This is a genomic window from uncultured Sphingomonas sp. (genome assembly GCF_964237335.1).
Lineage (GTDB): Bacteria > Pseudomonadota > Alphaproteobacteria > Sphingomonadales > Sphingomonadaceae > Sphingomonas.
The window spans coordinates 14890-36086 of sequence record NZ_CAXSHM010000014.1 but is presented as its reverse complement, the minus strand read 5'-3'; the positions used below and the strand labels follow the sequence as shown (position 1 = coordinate 36086).

The window sequence follows — 21197 nt, the reverse complement described above, 5'->3', positions numbered from 1 at the left end:
CTCAATTCGCCGGCATGACGAGAAATTGCTCGTACTTCCCGCCAGCGCCGGGCTCGGCATAGGTGACGATCGTCAACGTCCGGCCGGGAAAGGTGACCTTGTAGTTGCGGTTGACGAAGCCGCCGCGCAGCTTGGCGGGACCCGTCGGTTCGAACGCGGTCGGCGTGCCGAGCGGCCCGAGGCTGGCGCGGTAATCAGCGAGCGCCGTCGACGTGAAGTAGAAGTTGGAGTTCGCCGTCATCGTCGACCGATCCAGCGATCCGGCGCGCAAGGCGTCGAACACCGCGCGGGCGTGGACGGTGGCCGCGACGTCATCCAGCGCGCCGCCGGTGACGGACGCAGGGGCGGGCAACACGACCTTGTAGATGCTCGCGGCCATGCCTTTGTAGGCGTCCGAGAAATCGCCGTTGGTGAAGACGATCACCGCCGCCTTGTCGTCGGGATACACGATGTTCTGGGTCAGGAACCCGACCGCCTCGCCGCTATGCTCGACATAACGGCGCCCGTCGCGGTTGGTGCCGACGTCGACGCCCAGTCCATAGCCGGTGTCCTTGCCGTCGGTGAGTTTCACCGCCGTCTCCTGCGCCTGCCAGTCGGCGGGAGCGAGGACGGCGCGGTCGATCCGAGCGATGTCCCACTTCGCCAGATCGCTCGCGCTCATCGCCAACTCGCCGGCGGCGAACAGCCAGCCCCGCGCCGCCGGCCGCTCAACGCGGACGGGACCGAGCGCAAACCGTTGATACCCCTGCGGGAAGCCGGGACCCGTCGCCAGGTCCTGATCCACCGCGCGGATGCCGAGCGGCTGGAAAACGCGGCTCTGGAGGAACGCGAGCAGCGGCTCGCCCGCCACCTTCTCGACGATCAGGCCGGCGACGACATAGCCGGTGTTCGAATATTGCCACTGCGTGCCGGGCTGGAAGTCGAGCGGCTTCTTGCCCCAATGATCGACGATCGCCTGCGGCGTCGTCGGCGTCGCCATCGCGGCGAAGCTGTAATCCTGCGGCCAGTAATCCTGCAGCCCCGCGGTATGCGACAGCAACTGCCGGATCGTGATCCGGTCGCCCTCGGTGACGCCCGGAACATACTTGGCGACCGTGTCGTCGAGGCTCAGCTTGCCGTCGCGTTGAAGCAGCAGGACCGCGGCGGCGGTGAACTGCTTGGAGATGGAGGCGATCTGGTAGGGCAGCGACGGGGTCGCACGCGGGATCGTCTGCGACGCCTTGCCATAGGCGCGCGCGAACACCAGCCGGTCGCCGCGCACCACCGCAACGGACGCGGAGGGCACCCCCGTCTTGGCGAGCGAGGCGGCGACGATCGCGTCAATCTTGGCCGACTCGGCCGGGGTGATCGCCTGCGCCGCCAATGTAGCGGGGGCGAGAAGGGCGATCGGGACGACCCATCGACGGAGGCTTCGGAACGGTTGCATCCGGCCGATATGTCAGAAACCGGAGCAGCAGGACAGACGCAGCATGTGGGAAGGCTCAGCCACCCAACGTCTGGTCCTGCTGGCGGAACCAGGCGAGTGCGTCCTCGAAATGTTCGGGCGCATAGTCGGGCCAGAGCGCGTCGCACACGTAGATGTCGGCATAAACCGACTGGACCGGCAGGAACCCGCTCAGCCGCCGGCCGCCGCCCCAGCGGACGATGAGGTCCATGCGGGACACCGGCTGCGAGCGCAGCTCGCCCGTCTTGAGGCCGGCCAGATCCCAGTCCCATCCATAGTTCATGAGCAGGTTGACCTTCATCCCGTCGCCCTGCCGTTCGCGGAACGGGGCCAGCTCGGCCGGGAACTGGGTGGAGGTGTCGTCACCGACGACGAGCACCGCCGCGCCACGATCCGCGACCGCGGAGGCGAAATCAATGGATGCTTGCTTGAACGCCTCCGTCTGCACGGCCGGCCGCTTCACATTGTCCTTGGTGAAGCAATAGATCGAGATCTCCTCGACGCCGAGCCGCCGGCACTCGTCGTGCAGCCGCAACCCCGGCTCGATGCCATGGCGATAACCCTCCTGCTTGGCCATGCCGCGCTCGGCCGCCCAGCGCCGGTTGCCGTCCGGGATGAAGCCGACGTGACGCGGTATCCGGCGGTTGGCCATCATTGTCCCTTCTCGCCACGCCGGGCCCGATCCTCCCGCGAGACGTTACGCAAGGGGCACGCCGTAGAGATCATGGTCGTCCGCATCCTCGATCGTCACCGGCACGATGTCGCCGACCGACAGGTGAGCCGCGTTCCGCAAAAAGACCTGACCGTCGATCTCAGGCGCGTCGGCTTGGCTGCGGCCGGTGGCGCCTCCTTCCGGATCGCCGGCGTCTCCCACTTCGTCGATGATGACGGACAGCGTACGCCCGATCTTGCGCTGGAGCTTGGCCGCGCTGATCGCAGCGGTCTTCTCCATCACGCGGGCGTAGCGCTCCTCCTTCACCTCCTCCGGCACCGGATCGGGCAGCAAATTGGCGGGTGCGCCCGCAACCGGTTCGAACCGGAACGCGCCGACACGATCAAGCTGCGCCTCGTCCAGCCAGTCGAGCAGGTAGCGCACGTCGTCCTCGGTCTCGCCGGGAAAGCCGACCACGAAGGTCGAGCGGATCGCGATGTCGGGGCAGATCGATCGCCACGTGCGCAGCCGCTCCAGCACCTTGGCGTCATTGGCCGGCCGCTTCATCCGGCGCAGGACGGCGGGGGAGGCATGCTGGAACGGGATGTCCAGATACGGCAACACCAGGCCTTCCGCCATCAGCGGGATGACGTGATCGACGTGCGGATAGGGATAGACGTAATGGAGCCGCACCCATGGGGCGATCTGCCCGAGCTCGCGCGCGAGGTCCGTCATGTGCGCGCGGACCGCTCCGCCCGACTTGAGCGGATAGTCGGCATGACGCAGATCGAGGCCATAGGCGCTGGTATCCTGGCTGATGACCAGCAGCTCCTTCGTTCCCGCCGCGACCAGTTTCTCCGCCTCGCGCAGGATCGCGTCGGGCCGCCGGCTCGCAAGATCACCGCGGAGCGACGGGATGATGCAGAAGGAGCAGCGGTGATTGCAGCCTTCCGAGATCTTCAGATACGAATAGTGGCGCGGCGTGAGCTTGAGGTCGGTCAGCTCGACCGCGCCGCCGGGTACCAGATCGAGATAGGGCGAACGCGCCGCCGGAGCGGCCTCGTGGACCGCGGTGACGACCTGCTCATATTGGTGCGCGCCCGTGACCGCCAGCACGTCGGGGAAGCGCGATCGGATCGTCTCGGCCTCCGATCCCATGCAGCCGGTGACGATGACGCGGCCGTTCTCCGCCATCGCCTCGCCGATCGCCTCCAGGCTCTCCTCCTTGGCGCTGTCGAGGAAGCCGCAGGTGTTCACCAGCACCACGTCGGCGCCGGCATAGTCGGGCGACATGGCGTAACCGTCCGCCCGCAGCCGCGTGAGGATGCGCTCGCTGTCGACCAGGTTCTTCGGGCAGCCGAGCGAAACCATGCCGATGCGCGGCGGGGAAGGTAGGACAGTTGTCATTGAACGACCGCTCATAGGGCCAAGCGCCCGGTTCCGCCAGCGGCGCCCGGTTCCGCCAGCGGCACTCAGTCCGCTGCCGGCGCGTCTTCGGTTCGCGTCATGGTCAGCCGGCCGTTCTTCACCGCGAACGCGAGGCGGCCTTCGACCAGGTCGAGCGCGTCGCGGCCGAACTGGTCGTGGCGCCAGCCGTCCAGCATGCTGAGCCCGGTGCGCTGCCCGGCCGCGAGCAGGTCCAGCTCTTCCGAGCGGGCGAGCAGGCGGGACGCGACGTCGATCTCCTTGGCGCGGATCTTCAACAAAAGCTTTAGCAGGTCCGCTACCAGCGCGCCGTCCTTCCCGAGCCCGGGCTTGCGGTCCTCGCGCGGCGGCAGCTCGTCGGCGTCGAGCGGCGGCGCGGTCTCCAACGCCGCCATCAGCCGGCCGCCGATGTCATTGCTCGCCCAGTTCGCCGACAGACCGCGAACCTTGGCAAGGTCCGCCTGCCGTCGCGGCGGGTGGCCGGCGAGGTCGGCGAGCGTCTCGTCCTTGACGACGCGGCCGCGCGGGATGTCCTTGCCGCGCGCCTCCATCTCGCGCCAGCGGGCGAGTGCCTTCAGGCGGCCGAGCACGTCGGGCTTGCGGCTGGGCACGCGCACGCGCTTCCACGCCTCTTCGGGGTCGTTGGCGTAATTTTCGGGATCGCCCAGCCGCTCCATCTCCTGATCGAGCCATTGCCCGCGGCCAGTTTTGCGGAGGCGCTCGAGCATCTTGGGGAAAATCGCGGCCAGGTGCGTCACGTCGCCGATCGCATATTCGATCTGCCGCGCGTCGAGCGGCCGCCGCGCCCAGTCGGTGAAGCGGGCCCCCTTGTCGATCTGGATGCCGAGCCAGCTGTCGACGAGGTTCGAATAGCCGATCTGCTCGCCTTGCCCGAGCGCCATCGCCGCGACTTGCGTATCGAACAGCGGATGCGGCGTCTTGCCGGTCAGGTTGTAGACGATCTCGAGATCCTGGCCTCCGGCGTGGAAGACCTTCAGCACATCCTCGTTGTCGACCAGCAGGTCGAGCAGCGGCCTGAGGTCGAGGCCCGGCGCGAGCGGGTCGATCGCCGCGGCCTCGTGTCCGTCCGCCACCTGGATGAGGCAGAGCAGCGGCCAGAACGTGCTCTCGCGCATGAACTCGGTATCGACGGTGATGAAGTCCGCCTTGGCCCATCGGGCGCATAGGTCGGTGAGCGTGGCGGTGTCGGTGACGAGCGGGTGGATGTGCATGACCGTGGGCATAGCGGGGCGGGGGCGGGTTGACAAAGGAAGGGTGGGGAGGGACGTGCGCACCCATTCAATCACCGTCACCCCAGCGAATGCTGGGGTCTCCCGGTCGTGGGGTCGCCCCAGCCGCACGAGACCCCAGCGTTCGCTGGGGTGACGTAATCGTGAGCTACCGTCATGCACCCCTACCGCACCCACACCTGCGCCGCGCTCGACGCCGCGGCCGTCGGCACCGCCGTCCGCCTGTCCGGCTGGGTGCATCGCAAGCGCGACCATGGCGGCGTGCTATTCGTCGACCTGCGCGACCATTACGGCATCACCCAGATCGTCGCCGACGCGGACAGTCCGGCGTTGCCGACGTTGGATCAGGTGCGCGTCGAGTCGGTCATCACGATCGACGGCACGGTGAAGCGCCGATCGGAGGGCACGGTGAACCCGAACCTCGCGACCGGGGCGATCGAGGTGTTCGCCGATGCGGTCACCGTCTTGTCGGCCGCCGAGGAGCTGCCGATGCCGGTCGCAGGCGAGCAGGACTATCCCGAGGAGATTCGCCTCCGCTATCGCTTCCTCGACCTGCGCCGCGAGACGCTGCACGCCAACATCGTGCGCCGGACGAAGGTGATCGCCGACATGCGCCGCCGGATGGAAGCGGCGGGCTTCACCGAATATGCGACGCCGATCCTGACGGCCTCGTCGCCGGAGGGCGCGCGCGACTTCCTGGTGCCGAGCCGCATCCATCCCGGCACCTTCTACGCGCTGCCGCAGGCGCCGCAGCAGTATAAGCAGTTGCTGATGGTCGCAGGCTTCGACCGGTATTTCCAGATCGCGCCCTGCTTTCGCGACGAGGACCCACGCGCCGACCGTCTGCCGGGCGAGTTCTACCAGCTCGACCTCGAGATGAGCTTCGTCACGCAGGAGGAGGTCTGGGAGACGATGGAGCCGGTGATCGGCGGCGTGTTCCAGGCGTTCGCCGACGGCCGGACCGTGACGCCGAGCGGCCAGTTTCCCCGGATCGCGCATAGCGACGCGATGCTGCGCTACGGCTCCGACAAGCCCGATCTGCGCAATCCGCTGCTCATCACCGACGTCTCCAGCCACTTCGCGCGCTCGGGCTTCGGGCTGTTCGAGGCGATGGTCGGCCGCGGCGAGGTGGTCCGGGCGATCCCGGCGCCAAAGACGGCCGACAAGAGCCGCAAGTTCTTCGACGACATGAACAATTGGGCGCGCGGCGAGGGCTATGCGGGCCTCGGCTACGTCACGCGCAAGGGTGGCGAGTTCGGCGGCCCGATAGCCAAGAACCACGGCGCGGAAGGGATCGCCGCGCTCTATGCCGAGCTGGGGTTGGGCGATGACGATGGCTTGTTCTTCGCCGCGGGCAAGGAGGCGTCGGCCGCCAAGCTCGCCGGCCTCGCCCGCACCCGCGTCGCCGATCAGCTCGGGCTGATCGAGCAGGGCGCGTTGCGGCTGTGCTGGATCGTCGACTTCCCGTTCTACGAATATGACGAGGACGCGAAGAAGATCGAGTTCGCGCACAACCCCTTCTCGATGCCGCAGGGCGGGATGGCAGCGCTGGAGGGCGGCGATCCGCTGAGCATCAAGGCGTATCAATACGACCTCGTCTGCAACGGTTTCGAGATCGCATCGGGCTCGATCCGCAACCAGCACCCCGATCTGATGGTCAAGGCGTTTGAGCTGGTCGGTCTGTCCAGGGCGGACGTCGAGGAGCGGTTCGGCGGGCTATACCGCGCGTTCCAATATGGCGCGCCCCCGCACGGCGGCATGGCGGCAGGCGTCGACCGGATCGTCATGCTGCTGTGCGGCGCGCAGAACCTGCGCGAGGTGGCGCTGTTCCCGATGAACCAGCGTGCCGAGGACCTGTTGATGGGCGCGCCGAGCCCGGCGAGCGCCGCGCAGCTCCGCGAGCTCAGCCTGCGCACGGTCGCCGAGGCGAAGCCGGCACGGTCGGCGGGCGCGGACGTTACGCGGGCGGTGGCACCGAGCTCGGAGGGCTGAACCTTTCGCGAGCGGCGCGGGCCCCGTATTAAAAGTCCTGGCCGTGCCGCCTCAAGCGGGCGCGAACTCTCCGTGCGCGTTCATGACGTGCAGCACGCCATCCGCGATCGCGAAATTGGCGCCGTGGAGCGTGAGGCGTCCGTGGGCCACCCGATCGGCGACGAACGGGAAGGTCCGCAGATTGTCGAGGCTGACCCGTACCGTCTCCAGTTCCAGCGCGCGGATCGCCTCGGGTCCGTCGCCGTACCGCGCCGTCACCCGCTCGCGCGCGCCGTCGAGCAGACCGACCCATTTGTCGATGAAGCCACCTTCGCCGGGCGCAGCGCCGGCGAAGCTCTTCGCCAACGCCGCCTTGACGCCACCACAGGCGCCATGGCCCATCACGACGATCTCCGGCACCTCAAGTTGCGTCACCGCAAACTCCAGCGCGGCCGACACGCCATGATAGCCGCCGCCGGTCTCGAACGGGGGCACGAGATTGGCGACGTTGCGCACCACGAAGATCTCTCCCGGCGACACGTCGAAGATCTGCGCAGGGTCGACGCGGCTGTCGGAACAGGCGATCACCATCACCTTGGGCTCCTGGCCCGTGGCGAGCTTGTCCCAGCGATCATGCTGTTCGACATAGTCGCCTTGGCGGAACCGCCGGTAGCCGGCCACGAGATCGGTGAAGTCTGTCATCGCCGTGCCCATGCTCGTTTATCGGGCTCCGATGCAAGCTGCTGCGCATGACGCGTTCGTCATGTCGCCATGATCGTCTACCGGCAGAAGCGGACGAACCGCTTGTGCCGGGCGTTCCAGCCGCTATCTCGCAACCATGAACGAGATGACGCCGCTTGCCCAGGTGCCGCGCGCCCGCAAGCCCGACTGGATACGGGTGAAGGCGCCGACGTCGGTCGGTTTCGCCGAGACCAAGGCGCTGATGCGCCGCCTGAAGCTCGCCACCGTTTGCGAAGAGGCTGCTTGCCCGAACATCGGCGAGTGCTGGACCAGGAAGCACGCGACGGTCATGATCCTGGGCGACACCTGCACCCGGGCCTGCGCGTTCTGCAACGTCAAGACGGGCATGCCGCGCGCGGTCGATCCGCTCGAACCGCAGCACACGGCGGATGCCGCGGCGGAACTGGGGCTGGAGCATATCGTCATCACTTCGGTCGATCGCGACGACCTGCCGGACGGCGGTGCCTCGCAGTTCGTGAAGGTGATCGAGGCGTTGCGCCGTACGACGCCGAACACGACGATCGAGATCCTCACACCAGACTTCAGGAACAAGACGCAAGCCGCGGTGGAGTCGATCGTCATCGCTCGGCCCGACGTGTACAACCACAATCTCGAGACGGTGCCGCGCCTCTATCCGACGATCCGGCCGGGCGCTCGCTACTACGCATCGTTGCGCTTGCTGGATAGCGTGAAGCGGCACGACCCGTCGATCTTCACCAAGTCCGGCGTGATGATGGGGCTGGGGGAGCAACGGCTGGAGGTCCATCAGGTGATGGACGACATGCGGTCGGCAGACATCGATTTCCTGACAATGGGGCAATATCTGCAGCCGACGCCGCGCCATGCCAAGGTCGCCGACTTCGTGACGCCGCAAGCGTTCGACGCCTATGCCCAGATCGCGCGTGCCAAGGGTTTCTTGCTGGTCGCCTCGTCGCCGCTCACCCGATCAAGCTACCATGCCGGCGAGGACTTCGCCCGATTGCGCGCGGCGCGGACGGCCAAGCTGGCGCGCTGATGCCCGAGCATCGCGAGACGCGGAACCTGCCCTATTCGCCGGAGCAGATGTTCGACTTGGTCGCCGACGTGAGGCGCTATCCCGAGTTCCTGCCCTGGGTCACGGCGGCGCGCATCCGCTCGGACGATCCGGGAGCGATGGTCGCCGACATGGTCGTCGGCTTCAAGGGCCTGCGCGAGAGCTTCACCTCCAAGGTCGAGAAGCATCGGCCGGACCGCATCCACGTCGACTATGTCGATGGCCCGCTCAAGTTCCTGCGCAACGAGTGGCATTTCGTGGCGCGTGACGATGGCGGCTGCCGGATCGACTTCGTGGTGGCGTTCGCGTTCAAGAACCGGGTCTTCGAGGCGATCGCTGGCCAAGTGTTCGGCACCGCGCTGCGTCGGATGATCGGCGCGTTCGAGGATCGGGCGAAGGTGCTTTACGACGCGGGATCGGCACCCGGCGCGGGCATCAGCAGGTCGAGCGCGCACAGCGCCGCCTGAAGCCGGATGCCGCCGCGGCCAAGGTCGCCGAAATCGCGGCGATCGGCCATCACCTCCGCCGGATCGGCGCCGCGTTCGGCGCGCGCGAACACCACGGTGCCGACCGGCTTCTTGGCCGATCCGCCGCCGGGGCCTGCGACGCCGGTGATCGCCACCGCCACGTCCGCACCCGACCGGGCGAGCGCACCCTGCGCCATGCTCCAGGCGGTGGCGACCGAAACGGCGCCGAACGTGTCGAGCACGTCCTGGCTCACCTTGAGGAACGCCGCCTTCGCCTCGTTGGAGTAAGTGACGAACGCGCCCTCCACCACGTCCGACGAGCCGGGCACTTCCGTCAGCGCGGCCGCGACCAGCCCGCCGGTGCAGCTTTCGGCGGTGACGATCCGGCGCCCGGCGGCCCGGTTTGCCTCCACCACGCGCACGGCGGCGGCGACCAGCTGGGCCGGCAGGATGGTGTCGATCGGGGCGTCGGTCATCGCGGCTCCGGGCATAGCGGCAGGTCGGGCACGTCGATCGGCTTGCCGGGCGCCTTTTCCGACTTGAGATACTGCAGCGCCGTCACGACGACGCCCGCGGCGTTGCGGGGCGGCAGCGGAGCGAGCTCGGTCACGAACCGGTCGATCATCGCGCAATCGCCCGGGTTGATCCGTCCGACGAGCTGCGGGACCAGCAGGGTCACCAGAAGCGGCCTGGCATACTCCGATTGCAGCAACGTCTGGACCATCGGGTCGCTCAGCTTGACGATCGCCGTCTGTGCCTCTGGCCAGGCGCGCGTGGCGGCGGTGTCGAACCGGTCGATGAAGGCCCCGCGCGTCTGGCGGACGAGGCTCGCCGGCGGCAGCCGGTCGATGCAGATCGTACCGGTCTCGCGGATGATCTCGGGCATCGCCACGAGGACGATTGACTCCGCTTCGGGCGGGGTCAGGCAGGTCGGCACGGCCGAAGCGGGCGTGGCGGCGAGTGTCGCGAGCGCGACCAACGCCGATAGGGCCACACGAGGCATCATGCGGCGCCTGCGGAAAGGGGCAACTGAACGGTCGCGCATGCCTGCGCCGCGATGCCCTCACCGCGACCGGTGAAGCCCAGTCGCTCGGTCGTGGTCGCCTTGATGCTCACGCGGCTCTCGTCGAGGCCGAGCAACTGGGCGATCCGGGCGCGGATGACGGCGCGGTACGGGCCGATCTTGGGCTCCTCGCAGATCAGCGTCAGGTCGACGAAGGTGATCGCGCCGCCCTGCGCCTCGATGAGCTCGGCGGCGTGGCGCAGGAACCGGTCGGACGAGGCGCCCTTCCACTGCGGATCGCTGGGCGGAAAATGGGTGCCGATGTCGCCCGCCGCGATCGTCCCGAGCAGCGCGTCGGTGAGCGCGTGCAACCCGACATCGGCGTCCGAATGGCCGGACAGGCCACGATCGTGCGGGATCAGGACCCCGCCGAGCCACAGCTCTTCGCCCGCTTCGAGCCGATGGACGTCGAAGCCGATTGCGGAGCGTGTCTCCATGACTCGCGCCGATCGGGCGACGGCGGCGGCGAGGTCTTCCGGGTGGGTGATCTTCTCGAGCATCGTATCTCCGGCGACGATCGCCACCTCATGGCCTGAGTCGCGTACCATCTGCGCGTCGTCCGTCGCATCCTGACCAGCCGGCCACAAGCGGTGAGCGGCGACGATGACATCATAGACAAAGGCCTGTGGCGTCTGCACGCGGTACAGGCCGTCCCGATCGACGGTTTCGCCGAGTTGCCCGTCCCAGCGTACCAATGTGTCGGCAACGGGCAGGGCAGGGATCGCTCCCTGATAACGGTCCAGAACCGCGAGCAGCCGGTCGATGACTGCGGCCGGCAGGAACGGGCGCGCGGCATCGTGGATCAGCACCCGGGCCGGCGGATCGCCCGCCAGCGCGCGAAGGCCGTTCTCGACCGAGGCGCGGCGAGTCGTGCCTCCCGCGACGATCCGCACTTCACCTGGCGCAACGTCGCCGAGCGCCTGCCGCATCGCCTCCACCTGGTCGGCGCCGGTGACCACCACCACCTCGTTCACTGCCGGATGCGCCGCAAGCGCGCGGAAGGCGCGGGCAACGATCGGCTCGCCACCGACGGACAGGAACTGTTTCGGAACGGCACCGCCGATCCGGGCGCCGGTGCCGGCGGCCATCAGCAGCGCCACCGTATGGGGCGGGCTCATTGGCGGCGACCTAGACCAGAGCGGCGGCGACCGCCAGCCTTGCCCAGGAAGTGATAACCGCCTATTGCCCGTTTTTCAGGCACATCCATGCGCACCCTAGCTCCTCTCCAGATCGGGTCCGTCCGCATCGATACGCCCGTCGTGCTGGCGCCGATGACCGGCGTCACCGACCGGCCGTTCCGGACGCTCGTCCGCCGTTACGGCTCGGGCCTCAACGTCACCGAGATGATCGCCAGCCAGGCCGCGATCCGCGAGACGCGGCAGAGCCTGCAGAAATGGGCTTGGGACCCTGTCGAGGATCCCGTCTCGATGCAGCTCGTCGGTTGCACGCCGCACGAGATGGCGGAGGCGGCGAAGCTGTCGCAGGACCGGGGCGCCGCGATCGTCGACATCAACATGGGCTGCCCCGTCCGCAAGGTGACGAGCGGCGACGCGGGCTCGGCCCTGATGCGCGACCTGAAGCTCGCCGCCGCGATCGTGGACGCGACGGTGAAGGCGGTGTCCGTCCCTGTGACGCTGAAGATGCGGATGGGCTGGTGCCATGACAGCCTGAACGCGCCCGAACTCGCGCGCATCGCCGAGGATCTGGGCGTCAGGATGGTCACGGTCCACGGCCGCACCCGCAACCAGATGTACAAGGGCACCGCCGATTGGCGCTTCGTCGCGGACGTCAAGCAGGCGGTGTCGATCCCGGTGATCGTCAACGGCGACATCTGCTCGGCGGCCGACGCGGATGCGGCGCTCGACCAGTCGGGCGCGGACGGCGTGATGATCGGGCGTGGCGCCTATGGCAAGCCGTGGCTGCTCGCGCAGGTCATGCGCTGGCTGGAGACGGGTCGTGACGTGCCGGAGCCCGATCTCGACGAGCAATATCGCGTGATCGCCGAGCATTACGAGGCGATGCTCGACCATTACGGTATCCACACCGGCGTCGCGATGGCGCGCAAGCATATCGGCTGGTACACCCGCGGCCTGACCGGTTCTGCCGAGTTTCGCAACCGGGTGAACCAGGTTGGCGATCCCGCGGTGGTGCGCGCGATGTTGGCCGAATTCTACGCGCCATGGCGTCGGCGGGACGCAGCCTGACGCGGGCGGACGACAGGACGGCCCGTCCGCCTTCCGCTGCGGCGGCGTCGCCGCTCCAGGCCGACCTGTTCGCCGCGCTGCCCGTGCCGGTGCTACTGGTCGATCAGTCCGGCGGCATCCACCGCGTGAACGCCGCGGCCGAACAGCTTCTGAACCGATCGGACCGCAACCTTCGTGGGCGATGCCTCGCCACGTTGCTCCCCGACGTACCGGAGCGGCCAGAGGATTTCGCCGCATTCGACACCGTCGTCCGGACGCCGGACGGTCGAACCCTGCGCGTCGACGTCGCCGAAGCGACGTTGCCGGACCATCCGGGCTGGCGGCTCGTGACGCTGCACGCCGGCGGTACGCGCAGGCTGGACCGTGGGCCCGGATCGCGCGCGGCGGTCGGCGCGGCGGCGATGCTGGCGCACGAGATCCGCAATCCCCTGTCGGGCATCCGCGGCGCGGCGCAGTTGCTCGCCGCCGCCGAGCCGGCCGAAGACGAGCTGACCCGGCTCATCATCGACGAGGTGGACCGGATCGTCGGGCTGATCGACCGCATGGAGGACTTTACGGACACGCGCCCGCTGCCGCTGGCGGCGGAGAACATCTACCCGCTGATCGCCCATGTCATCCAGGTAGCGCGCGCCGGCTTCGCGGCAGGGGTCGCGATCGAGGAACGCTTCGACCCATCGCTGCCCGCCGCCTCCGCCAACCGCGACGCGCTGATCCAGGTTCTTCTGAACCTCATGAAGAACGCCGCCGAAGCTACGGAGGCGTTGACGGAGCGACGCATCGTGCTCGCGACCGCCTACCGCCATGGCGTCACCAGCGCCGCGCCCGGCTGCCGGCCGCAGCAGCTGCCGATCGAGATCGCGATACTAGACAACGGGCCCGGCGCGCCCGCCGACATCGCCGACCAGCTGTTCGCCCCATTCGTGTCCGGCCGGCCCGAGGGACGAGGCCTAGGCCTCGCGCTGGTCGACAAGCTGGTGCGCGACATGGGCGGGATCGTCCAATATGCGCGCGAGGGCAGCCCTGCGATGACGATGATGCGCGTCCTGTTGCCGAGGGCGACGTGACGGAGGCGCGGGCGTCTGGGCGCGTGCTGGTCCTCGACGACGACGGCGCGATCCGCACGGTGGTGCGCGAGGCGCTGCGCCGGGCCGGCCATCAGGTGACCGGCGTCGCGACCTTGCGCGAGCTCGACGCGGCGCTCGCCAGCAGCGAGCCCGACGTGCTGCTGACGGACGTCGTGCTGCCCGACGGCGATGGACTGGAGCGCGCGGCAGCGCTGGCGCTCAGCCATCCGCGTCTGCCGGTGATCGTCTTCTCGGCCCGCAACACGCTCGCGACCGCCGTGCGCGCGACGGAGGCCGGCGCGTTCGACTACCTGCCCAAGCCGTTCGATCTCGATGCGCTCATCCGATCGGTCGCCGCCGCGCTGGCGCGGGGTGGAGTGGCGGCGGCGGGCGACGTCGCGCCGGCGGAGGAGGGCCTGCCGCTGATCGGCCGCTCCCCGGCGATGCAGGACGTGTATCGCACGATCGCGCGGGTGGTCGCGACCGATCTGACCGTGCTCGTGTCGGGCGAGTCGGGCACGGGCAAGGAACTGGTCGCGCGCGCGATCCACGACCTGGGTCCGCGCGCGCCGGCACCGTTCGTGGCGCTCAACATGGCGGCGATCCCGCGCGAACTGATCGAAGCGGAGCTGTTCGGGCATGAGCGCGGCGCGTTCACCGGTGCGGGTCAGCGCGTGGCGGGGCGGTTCGAGCAGGCGGCGGGCGGCACGCTGTTCCTCGACGAGATCGGCGACATGCCGATGGACGCGCAGACCCGGCTGCTGCGGGTGCTCCAGTCGGGGGAGTTCACCTCCGTCGGCGGCGCACGGTCGCTGCGGGCCGACGTGCGCGTGCTGGCGGCGAGCAACCGCGACCTTGCGGGACAGGTCGCGACCGGCCAGTTCCGCGAGGACCTGTTCTATCGCCTCAACGTCGTGCCGATCGCGATGCCGCCGCTCCGCGAGCGGGCGGGCGACGTCGCATTGCTCGCGCGGCATTTCCTCGATCGCGCGGTCGAGCAGGGGCTGCCCCGCAAGACGCTCGATGCGGCGGCGGTGGCGGCACTCGACGCGCACGACTGGCCAGGCAATGTCCGCGAGCTGGAGAACCTGATGCGGCGGCTAGCGGTGCTGAGCCGGGATGAGCAGCTCGGCGCGCAGGACGTGATCGCGATGCTTGGCCGCCGCGAGCCCTCAGCGGATTCGCTGCCTACGGAAACGGCGGACACGGACATAGCGGCGGCAGTGCGAAGGCGCATCGATCGTCTCGCGCGTGAGCAGCCCCGCACATTAGACGACGGCACGCTGTACGAGCGGATCGTCGGCGAGGTGGAGCGCCCCCTGATCGAGGCCATGCTCGCACGGTTCAACGGCAACCAGCTCCGCGCCGCGCGCGCGCTCGGCATCAACCGCAACACGTTGCGCAAGCGGCTCGACACGCTCGGCATTGATGCGTCCTTTCGTCCGTCCGGCGGGCTGCAGCCATGACGCCAACTATGTGCTTTCACCGCAACACTAATGGTGTAGTATCGGCACGATGATCGCTGGCGCGCCGCCCGTTTCCGATCCCCGGCCGCCCCCGCGTCGTTTCACCGTCACGCCGCTCGTCGAGCTGGGCGTGCTGACGCTCGCGGCGGCGATCGCGATCACGAGCTATTTCGTCATCGCAGGCGAAGTTCGAGCCGAGCGCCTGATGTCGCAAGGACTCGTCGCGCTGCTGCTGGTCGCCAATCTGGTGCCGGGCGTCGCGCTGATCATCCTGCTTGGCCGTCGTATCGCGCGTCGGCGCGCGGCACGGTCGCCAGTCGGAGGCGAGGGGCAGCTGCACGTCCGGCTGGTGGCGCTGTTTTCGGTGATGGCGGCGGTGCCGATGCTGCTGGTTGCGATCGCGGCCTCGCTGCTGTTCCAGTACGGAATCGAGTTTTCTTCCTCCAGTCGCGCCCGTGCGATGGTTACGAACGCACGCGAACTGGTGCGCGAAACGTCGCAGCGCGAGATCGAGTCGGTCGTGGCGCAGGTAAACGCCATGAGCGGCGATGTCGCGGGCTACCTCAAGGCGGCGTCGGTAGAGAACGTCCAGTTGAAAAGGGCATTCGCACTCCAGACGTTCAAACGCGAACTGTCCGAAGCGATGATCATCACCGGTGACGGGCCGGACAAGCCCCTGCTCGTGCTCAATCCCTATGAGCGGTCGATGGACAACATCGTGTCTTCATCCATGCTCGCGCAATTCAGACATGGTGCCAAGGTGGTGATCGTGCAGAGCAGCGATCGCATCGGCGCCATCGTGCCGCTCGACTATGCAGGCGGCTCCTATCTCTATGCGGCACGGGTCTATGATCCGCAGCTTGCCGGCTTGCTTCGCCGCGGAGACGCGATACTTGCCGACTACCGCGCGTTGCAGTCTCGATCGCGCGCGCTCCAGCTCGAATTCAATGCCGCGCTGTTGCTTGTCTCTCTCCTCATCATCGGCGTCGCCGTGTGGATCGCGTTGACGGTTGCCGATCGCCTCGTGGCACCGGTCGGTGAACTCGTCGAGGCGGCGCGCCGGGTCGAGGGCGGCGATCTGACGGCGCGCGTCACGGCGCCCAAGGCACGGGACGAGGTCGGCACGCTCGCGGGGGCGTTCAACCAGATGACCGGCCGCCTGCAACAGCAGAACACGGCGCTAGTGACCGCCAACGATCAGATCGAGAGCCGGCGCGCGCTGATCGAGGCGGTGATGGGAGGCGTCTCCGCCGGCGTCGTCTCCGTCGCGCCGGACCGCACCGTCCGGATCATCAACCGGTCCGCCACGCAATTGCTTGATGTTGGCGAAGAAGGGGCTGTCGGTCGGCCGCTGGCCGAAGTATCGCCCGAGCTTGACCGGCTGCTCGATGGTGCGACGCGCGAGGCGGTGGTGCAGGTTCAAGCCGGCGCGGAGCTCCGGACGCTCGCCGTGCGGATCGCGCGCGCCGATGCCGGGCCGATCCTGACCTTCGACGACATGACGCAGCAGCTGCAGGATCAGCGCCGCGCCGCCTGGGCCGACGTCGCCCGCCGCATCGCGCACGAGATCAAGAACCCGCTGACCCCCATCCAGCTCGCGGCCGAACGCCTCCAGCGTCGCTATGGCCACACGGTCGAGGAGAGCGACACGACCTTCTCGCGCCTCACCGAGACGATCGTCCGCCAGGTGGGCGATCTGCGCCGCATGGTGGACGAGTTCTCGTCGTTCGCGCGGATGCCCAAGCCCGTGTTCCAGCTCGAGCCGCTGGTGGATGCCGCGCGGCAGACGATGTTCCTCCACGAGGTCGCGCATCCCGGCATCCGCTTCCGCCTGATCCACGACGATCCCGGCCCGTCGATGGTGTGCGATCGGCGGCAGATCGGCCAGGCCTTGACCAATCTCGTCAAGAATGCGGTCGAGGCGGTTGAGGCGACGGAGCGGGCGGACGGCACCATCACGATGACGATCGAGGAGACGACGGGCCGCGTCTCCGTCGAGATCGCTGACAATGGCGTCGGCCTGCCACCGGAGCGCGACCGCATCCTCGAACCCTATATGACCACGCGTGTCCGCGGCACCGGCCTCGGCCTCGCGATCGTCAAGAAGATCATCGAGGAACATGCGGGCACGATTGGCTTTTCCGATCGTCCAGGCGGAGGAACGATCGTGACGCTCGACTTCGACGCCAACATGCTTTCCGGCCTCGACACGGGCGCCGCCGACGCCCACGACATCCATCACGACGACGGCTCGGCACTCGCCGCGCTGACGCGAACCCGGACCTGAACCCATGGCGCTCGACATCCTCGTCGTCGACGACGAACTCGACATCCGCGAACTCGTCTCCGGTGTGCTGGAGGACGAGGGGTATGACACGCGTACCGCGGCGGACAGCGACGCGACGCTGGAAGCGATCGCTGAGCGGCGACCGAGCCTCGTCCTGCTCGACGTCTGGCTGCAAGGCTCGCGGCTCGACGGGCTGGAACTGCTCGACGAGATCAAGCGGCGCGATCCCTCGTTGCCGGTGCTCGTGATATCCGGCCATGGAAACCTAGATACGGCGGTTGCCGCCATCCGGCGTGGGGCCTCCGACTTCATCGAGAAGCCGTTCGAGGCTGAGCGGTTGCTGCTGCTGGTGGAGCGTGCGACCGAAACCGACCGGCTGCGGCAGGAGCTCGCCTCGCTTCGCGTGTCCGCTGGCCGCGACACCGACCTGACGGGCACGTCGGGCGCGATCAACGCGGTGCGCGCGACGCTGAAACGGGTCGCCTCCACCGGCAGCCGGGTGCTGGTGATGGGACCCGCCGGCGTCGGCAAGGAGGTGGCCGCGCGACTGCTCCACGGCTGGAGCCAACGCGCCAACGCGCCCTTCACCGTCGTCAGCGCAGCGCGGATGACGCCGGAGCGGGTGGAGGAGGAGCTGTTCGGATCGGAGGATGGCGGTGTAGCCCGGCCGGGTCTGCTGGAACAGGCGCATGGGGGCACGTTGTTCCTCGACGAGGTCGCGGACATGCCGGTCGCGACCCAGGCCCGGATCATGCGCGTACTGACGGAGCAGAGTTTCACGCGGGTCGGTGGAACGCGCGTGGTGAAAGTTGACGTGCGCGTCGTGTCCGCGACCTCGCGGGACCTGACCGCAGAGATCGCCGAGGGGCGGTTCCGCGAGGACTTGTACTACCGGCTCAACGTCGTGCCGGTCGCGGTGCCGGCCCTGGCGGACAGGCGCGAAGACATTCCGGCGCTCGTCGAGCACTACGTGGCCCATTATGCCGCCGAACGCCGGGTGCGTACGCCGGAGGTCGCGGCCGACGCCATGGTCGCGCTGCAGAGCTACGACTGGCCAGGCAACGTCCGCCAGCTCCGCAACGTGGTGGAGCGCACGATCATCCTGGCGCCCGGCGATCGGCTCGGCCGGATCGACCTCGATCTGCTTCCGGGCGACGTCCTGGGCACCGCGGCCGAGGGCGGCGGTCCGGCGACGGCGATCATGGGCTCACCGCTGCGCGAGGCGCGCGAGGCGTGGGAGCGCGACTATCTTCGCGTCCAGATCCGCCGGTTCTCGGGGAACATCAGCCGCACGGCGAGCTTCATCGGCATGGAGCGATCCGCGCTGCATCGCAAACTCAAGCTGCTCGGCATCAACGAGACGCGCGAGGACTGACGGGCGGTGGTCGTGATGACCTCCGCGCTGGATTTCACGAGCGCATGACACTATTTCCCATCCGCGGGCCCAAGCAGGGTCGCATCTGACGTCGGGACAACGACGCGACAGCGGGCAACAATCCGCCAACTCAAGGGCCCCGATGATGGCCGACAAGCAGACCTCTCTTCAGGACCTCTTCCTGAACGCGCTTCGCCGCAGCAAGACTCCGGTTACGATGTTCCTGGTCAAGGGCGTCAAGCTGCAGGGCATCGTCACCTGGTTCGACAATTTCTCGGTGCTGCTGCGCAGGGACGGCCAGTCCCAGCTGATCTACAAGCATGCGATCTCGACGATCATGCCGGCAGGCCAGATGGACACCGACGCGATCGTCGACTCCGCGGCGGAGGCGAACGCCAAGCATCGTGGCCTGCAGGAGATCTTCCTTGGCGCGGTCACCAAATCCGATGACAGCGTCACGATGTTCCTGGTCAACGGCGTCATGCTGCAGGGCTATGTCGCGGCCTATGACCTCTTCTGCATGCTTCTCCAGCGCGATGGGCTGTCGCAGCTCGTGTACAAGCATGCGGTGTCGACCATCCAGCCGGCACGGCCGTTGAGCCTGGCCGATGAGCAGAACGAGGCAGACGAGGCGTGACGTCCGCCCCAACCCAGGGCTTCGACCGCGACCGCGACGAGTTCACGCGCGGGGCGCGGGCCATCGTTGTGCTGCCCGACCAAGGTGGCGCGAACAGGGACAATGACGCGCGGCTTGCCGAGACCGCTGGTCTCGCTGAGGCGATCGGCGTGGAGGTGGTCGACCGAGTCGCGCTGCGCGTGCGCCAGCCGCGCGCGGCTACCTTGATCGGATCGGGTCAGGTCCAAGGTCTGGCGACCATCGTGCAACAGAATGAGGCAACGCTCGTCGTCGTGGATGCGGCGCTTTCCCCCATCCAGCAGCGCAATCTGGAGACGGGGGTGGGGGCCAAGGTCATCGACCGGACCGGCCTAATCCTCGAGATTTTTGGTGAGCGCGCAGCGACAGCCGAGGGCCGCTTGCAGGTCGAACTCGCGCATCTCGACTATCAGGCCGGTCGGCTCGTGCGCAGTTGGACCCATCTCGAGCGTCAGCGCGGCGGCTTCGGCTTCCTTGGCGGCCCGGGTGAGACGCAGATCGAGGCGGATCGGCGCCTGATCCGGGACCGGATGGCCAAGCTGCGCCGGGAACTGGATCAGGTGACACGGACGCGCGGGTTGCACCGCGACCGTCGGCAGCGGGCGCCATGGCCGGTGATCGCGCTCGTCGGCTATACCAATGCGGGCAAGTCGACGCTGTTCAACCGGCTGACCGGCGCCGATGTGATGGCCGAAGACCTGTTGTTCGCGACATTGGACCCGACGCTACGGCAGCTTTCGTTGCCCGGACTTGAAAAGGCGATCCTGTCGGACACCGTCGGCTTCGTTTCGGACCTGCCGACGCAATTGGTCGCGGCGTTCAAGGCGACGCTGGAGGAGGTCGTGTCGGCCGACCTGCTCGTCCATGTGCGCGACGTCGCCCATCCCGACAGTGAGGCGCAGCGAACCGATGTGGAGGCGGTGCTGGCGGAGATCGGCGTGTCGGAAACGACGCTGCGGATGGAGGCATGGAACAAGCTGGACCTGCTCGAGCCCGATCGTCACGACGCGCTGGTCGCGGAGGCGGGGCGGCGCGACGACGTCGTCGCGCTTTCGGCCCTGACGGGGGAAGGGGTCAACGTGCTCATGGAGGCGGTCGCCCTACGCTTGACGAGCGCGCATCGCCAGTACCGGATCACGCTGGCGGCAGGCGACGGGGCGGGGGCCGCATGGCTGCATGCCCATGGCGAGGTGCTGGGACAGGAGGCCACGGACGATCGGGTCGCATACGACGTCCGCCTTGCGAAGCGGGATCACGAACGGTTTCTTCAGCGAGGCGATCCGGAACGCGTCCTAAACCGCTGACTTTGCTGGGATGGGATCGCTGCCCAAGAACCGTTTTGCCTCGGCCCACAATTGCTCTTTAGCATCGAGCGAAAGACTCGCGAACGCGTCGCCGCTTCGGTCCTCCATCACACGGAAACGGGTCTCGAACTTGGCGCTGGCCTGTCGCAGCGCCGCCTCGGGGTCGACGCCCAGGTGACGCGCCCAGTTGACGACGGAAAACAAGACGTCGCCGACTTCTTCCACCAGCGTCTCCGGGGTCGCGTCGGCTACCTCCGCCAGTTCCTCGTCGATCTTCGCGCGTGGCCCGCTCGCATCGGGCCAATCGAAGCCAGTCCGCGCGGCGCGCCTCTGCAGCTTTTCCGCGCGTGTAAGGGCGGGCAGGCCGAGCGCCACGCCGGCGAGCGCGCTGCCATCGGGCCTGGTCGAGCGCTCGCTTGCCTTTATCGCTTCCCAGAAACCCGGCGCCGCGTCCGTGGTCGTTCCGAAGATGTGCGGATGACGTCGTTCCAGCTTGTCGCTGATCGCGTCCACGACGTCCGGGAAGGCGAACAAGCCAGCTTCCTCGGCGATGCGGCTATGGAAGACGACCTGGAGCAGGAGGTCGCCGAGTTCGTCCTTCAGGTCGCCAATGTCGCCGCGCTCGATCGCATCGGCGACCTCATAAGCCTCTTCGATCGTGTAGGGCGCGATGGAGGCGAAGTCCTGCGCACGGTCCCATTCGCACCCGTGTTGCGGATCGCGGAGGCGGGCCATGATCGTTAGGAGGCGCTCAACCATCATTACCGACTCCTGCGCAGTGATCCGATAATATATA

At 68.1% G+C, this 21197-nt stretch carries 19 protein-coding genes; 10 read left to right on the top strand and 9 right to left on the bottom strand.

Annotated elements, in window-relative coordinates; genetic code table 11:
• Position 1 precedes the first annotated feature (1 nt).
• The 4 genes from ACFE65_RS08865 to rnd form a co-directional block, all read right to left on the bottom strand.
• Positions 2–1426 carry a serine hydrolase domain-containing protein gene (locus tag ACFE65_RS08865; RefSeq protein WP_375381995.1) on the bottom strand — a complete coding sequence of 475 codons (1425 nt, stop codon included), beginning with the start codon at positions 1424–1426 and terminating at the stop codon, positions 2–4.
• Between the two features lie 55 nt (positions 1427–1481).
• Positions 1482–2096: an undecaprenyl diphosphate synthase family protein gene (locus ACFE65_RS08860; protein ID WP_375381994.1), complete on the bottom strand. Its 615-nt coding sequence runs from the start codon at positions 2094–2096 to the stop codon at positions 1482–1484.
• A gap of 45 nt (positions 2097–2141) precedes the next feature.
• The gene (rimO, locus tag ACFE65_RS08855) at positions 2142–3503 is read right to left on the bottom strand and encodes a 30S ribosomal protein S12 methylthiotransferase RimO (protein ID WP_375381993.1); all 1362 of its coding nucleotides are present in this window, start codon (positions 3501–3503) and stop codon (positions 2142–2144) included.
• Between the two features lie 65 nt (positions 3504–3568).
• Entirely contained in the window at positions 3569–4753 is a 1185-nt protein-coding gene (gene rnd, locus ACFE65_RS08850; RefSeq protein ID WP_375381992.1) for a ribonuclease D, read from the bottom strand.
• A 174-nt stretch (positions 4754–4927) separates the two neighbouring features.
• Here rnd and aspS point away from each other — a divergent pair, with 174 nt between their 5' ends.
• A complete protein-coding gene (aspS, locus tag ACFE65_RS08845) occupies positions 4928–6763 on the top strand; it encodes an aspartate--tRNA ligase (protein ID WP_375381991.1) in 1836 nt (611 codons plus the stop codon).
• 51 nt (positions 6764–6814) lie between these two features.
• Here aspS and ACFE65_RS08840 read toward each other — a convergent pair whose 3' ends face one another.
• Positions 6815–7444, bottom strand: coding sequence for a carbonic anhydrase (locus ACFE65_RS08840; RefSeq protein WP_375381990.1), 630 nt, complete (start codon positions 7442–7444; stop codon positions 6815–6817).
• Positions 7445–7580: 136 nt separating this feature from the next.
• Here ACFE65_RS08840 and lipA point away from each other — a divergent pair, with 136 nt between their 5' ends.
• Positions 7581–8498, top strand: a complete 918-nt coding sequence (gene lipA, locus ACFE65_RS08835) for a lipoyl synthase (protein WP_375381989.1) — start codon at positions 7581–7583, stop codon at positions 8496–8498.
• A complete protein-coding gene (locus ACFE65_RS08830) occupies positions 8498–8983 on the top strand; it encodes a type II toxin-antitoxin system RatA family toxin (protein WP_375381988.1) in 486 nt (161 codons plus the stop codon). The genes lipA and ACFE65_RS08830 overlap by 1 nt, the downstream gene beginning before the upstream one ends.
• Here the strand turns inward: ACFE65_RS08830 and ACFE65_RS08825 are convergent.
• From ACFE65_RS08825 to ACFE65_RS08815, 3 genes are read right to left on the bottom strand one after another with little or no spacing between them, the layout of a single operon-like run.
• A complete protein-coding gene (locus ACFE65_RS08825; RefSeq protein WP_375381987.1) occupies positions 8920–9459 on the bottom strand; it encodes a CinA family protein in 540 nt (179 codons plus the stop codon). The two genes, ACFE65_RS08830 and ACFE65_RS08825, sit on opposite strands and share 64 nt — an antisense overlap.
• On the bottom strand, positions 9456–9986 hold the full coding sequence (locus ACFE65_RS08820; RefSeq protein WP_375381986.1) for a hypothetical protein: 531 nt from the start codon (positions 9984–9986) through the stop codon (positions 9456–9458). The genes ACFE65_RS08825 and ACFE65_RS08820 overlap by 4 nt, the downstream gene beginning before the upstream one ends.
• The gene (locus ACFE65_RS08815; protein ID WP_375381985.1) at positions 9986–11164 is read right to left on the bottom strand and encodes a bifunctional 2-C-methyl-D-erythritol 4-phosphate cytidylyltransferase/2-C-methyl-D-erythritol 2,4-cyclodiphosphate synthase; all 1179 of its coding nucleotides are present in this window, start codon (positions 11162–11164) and stop codon (positions 9986–9988) included. The genes ACFE65_RS08820 and ACFE65_RS08815 overlap by 1 nt, the downstream gene beginning before the upstream one ends.
• Positions 11165–11251: 87 nt before the next feature.
• Here ACFE65_RS08815 and dusB point away from each other — a divergent pair, with 87 nt between their 5' ends.
• The 7 genes from dusB (at position 11252) to hflX (ending at position 20401) form a co-directional block, all read left to right on the top strand.
• Entirely contained in the window at positions 11252–12250 is a 999-nt protein-coding gene (gene dusB / locus ACFE65_RS08810) for a tRNA dihydrouridine synthase DusB (protein WP_375381984.1), read from the top strand.
• Positions 12226–13314, top strand: a complete 1089-nt coding sequence (locus ACFE65_RS08805; protein WP_375381983.1) for a nitrogen regulation protein NR(II) — start codon at positions 12226–12228, stop codon at positions 13312–13314. Before dusB ends, ACFE65_RS08805 begins: the two co-directional genes overlap by 25 nt.
• Positions 13311–14780: a nitrogen regulation protein NR(I) gene (gene ntrC, locus ACFE65_RS08800; protein WP_375381982.1), complete on the top strand. Its 1470-nt coding sequence runs from the start codon at positions 13311–13313 to the stop codon at positions 14778–14780. The genes ACFE65_RS08805 and ntrC overlap by 4 nt, the downstream gene beginning before the upstream one ends.
• Positions 14781–14829: 49 nt before the next feature.
• Complete coding sequence (locus ACFE65_RS08795; RefSeq protein ID WP_375381981.1) at positions 14830–17067, top strand: ATP-binding protein; 2238 nt, start codon at positions 14830–14832, stop codon at positions 17065–17067.
• A gap of 4 nt (positions 17068–17071) precedes the next feature.
• Positions 17072–18442 carry a sigma-54-dependent transcriptional regulator gene (locus ACFE65_RS08790; protein ID WP_375381980.1) on the top strand — a complete coding sequence of 457 codons (1371 nt, stop codon included), beginning with the start codon at positions 17072–17074 and terminating at the stop codon, positions 18440–18442.
• A gap of 85 nt (positions 18443–18527) precedes the next feature.
• Positions 18528–19079 carry an RNA chaperone Hfq gene (hfq, locus tag ACFE65_RS08785; RefSeq protein WP_375382041.1) on the top strand — a complete coding sequence of 184 codons (552 nt, stop codon included), beginning with the start codon at positions 18528–18530 and terminating at the stop codon, positions 19077–19079.
• Positions 19076–20401, top strand: coding sequence for a GTPase HflX (gene hflX, locus ACFE65_RS08780; protein ID WP_375381979.1), 1326 nt, complete (start codon positions 19076–19078; stop codon positions 20399–20401). The genes hfq and hflX overlap by 4 nt, the downstream gene beginning before the upstream one ends.
• On the opposite strand, the gene mazG is transcribed toward hflX, so the two are convergent.
• Positions 20390–21160, bottom strand: coding sequence for a nucleoside triphosphate pyrophosphohydrolase (mazG, locus tag ACFE65_RS08775; RefSeq protein ID WP_375382040.1), 771 nt, complete (start codon positions 21158–21160; stop codon positions 20390–20392). The genes hflX and mazG overlap by 12 nt on opposite strands.
• Positions 21161–21197 lie beyond the last annotated feature (37 nt).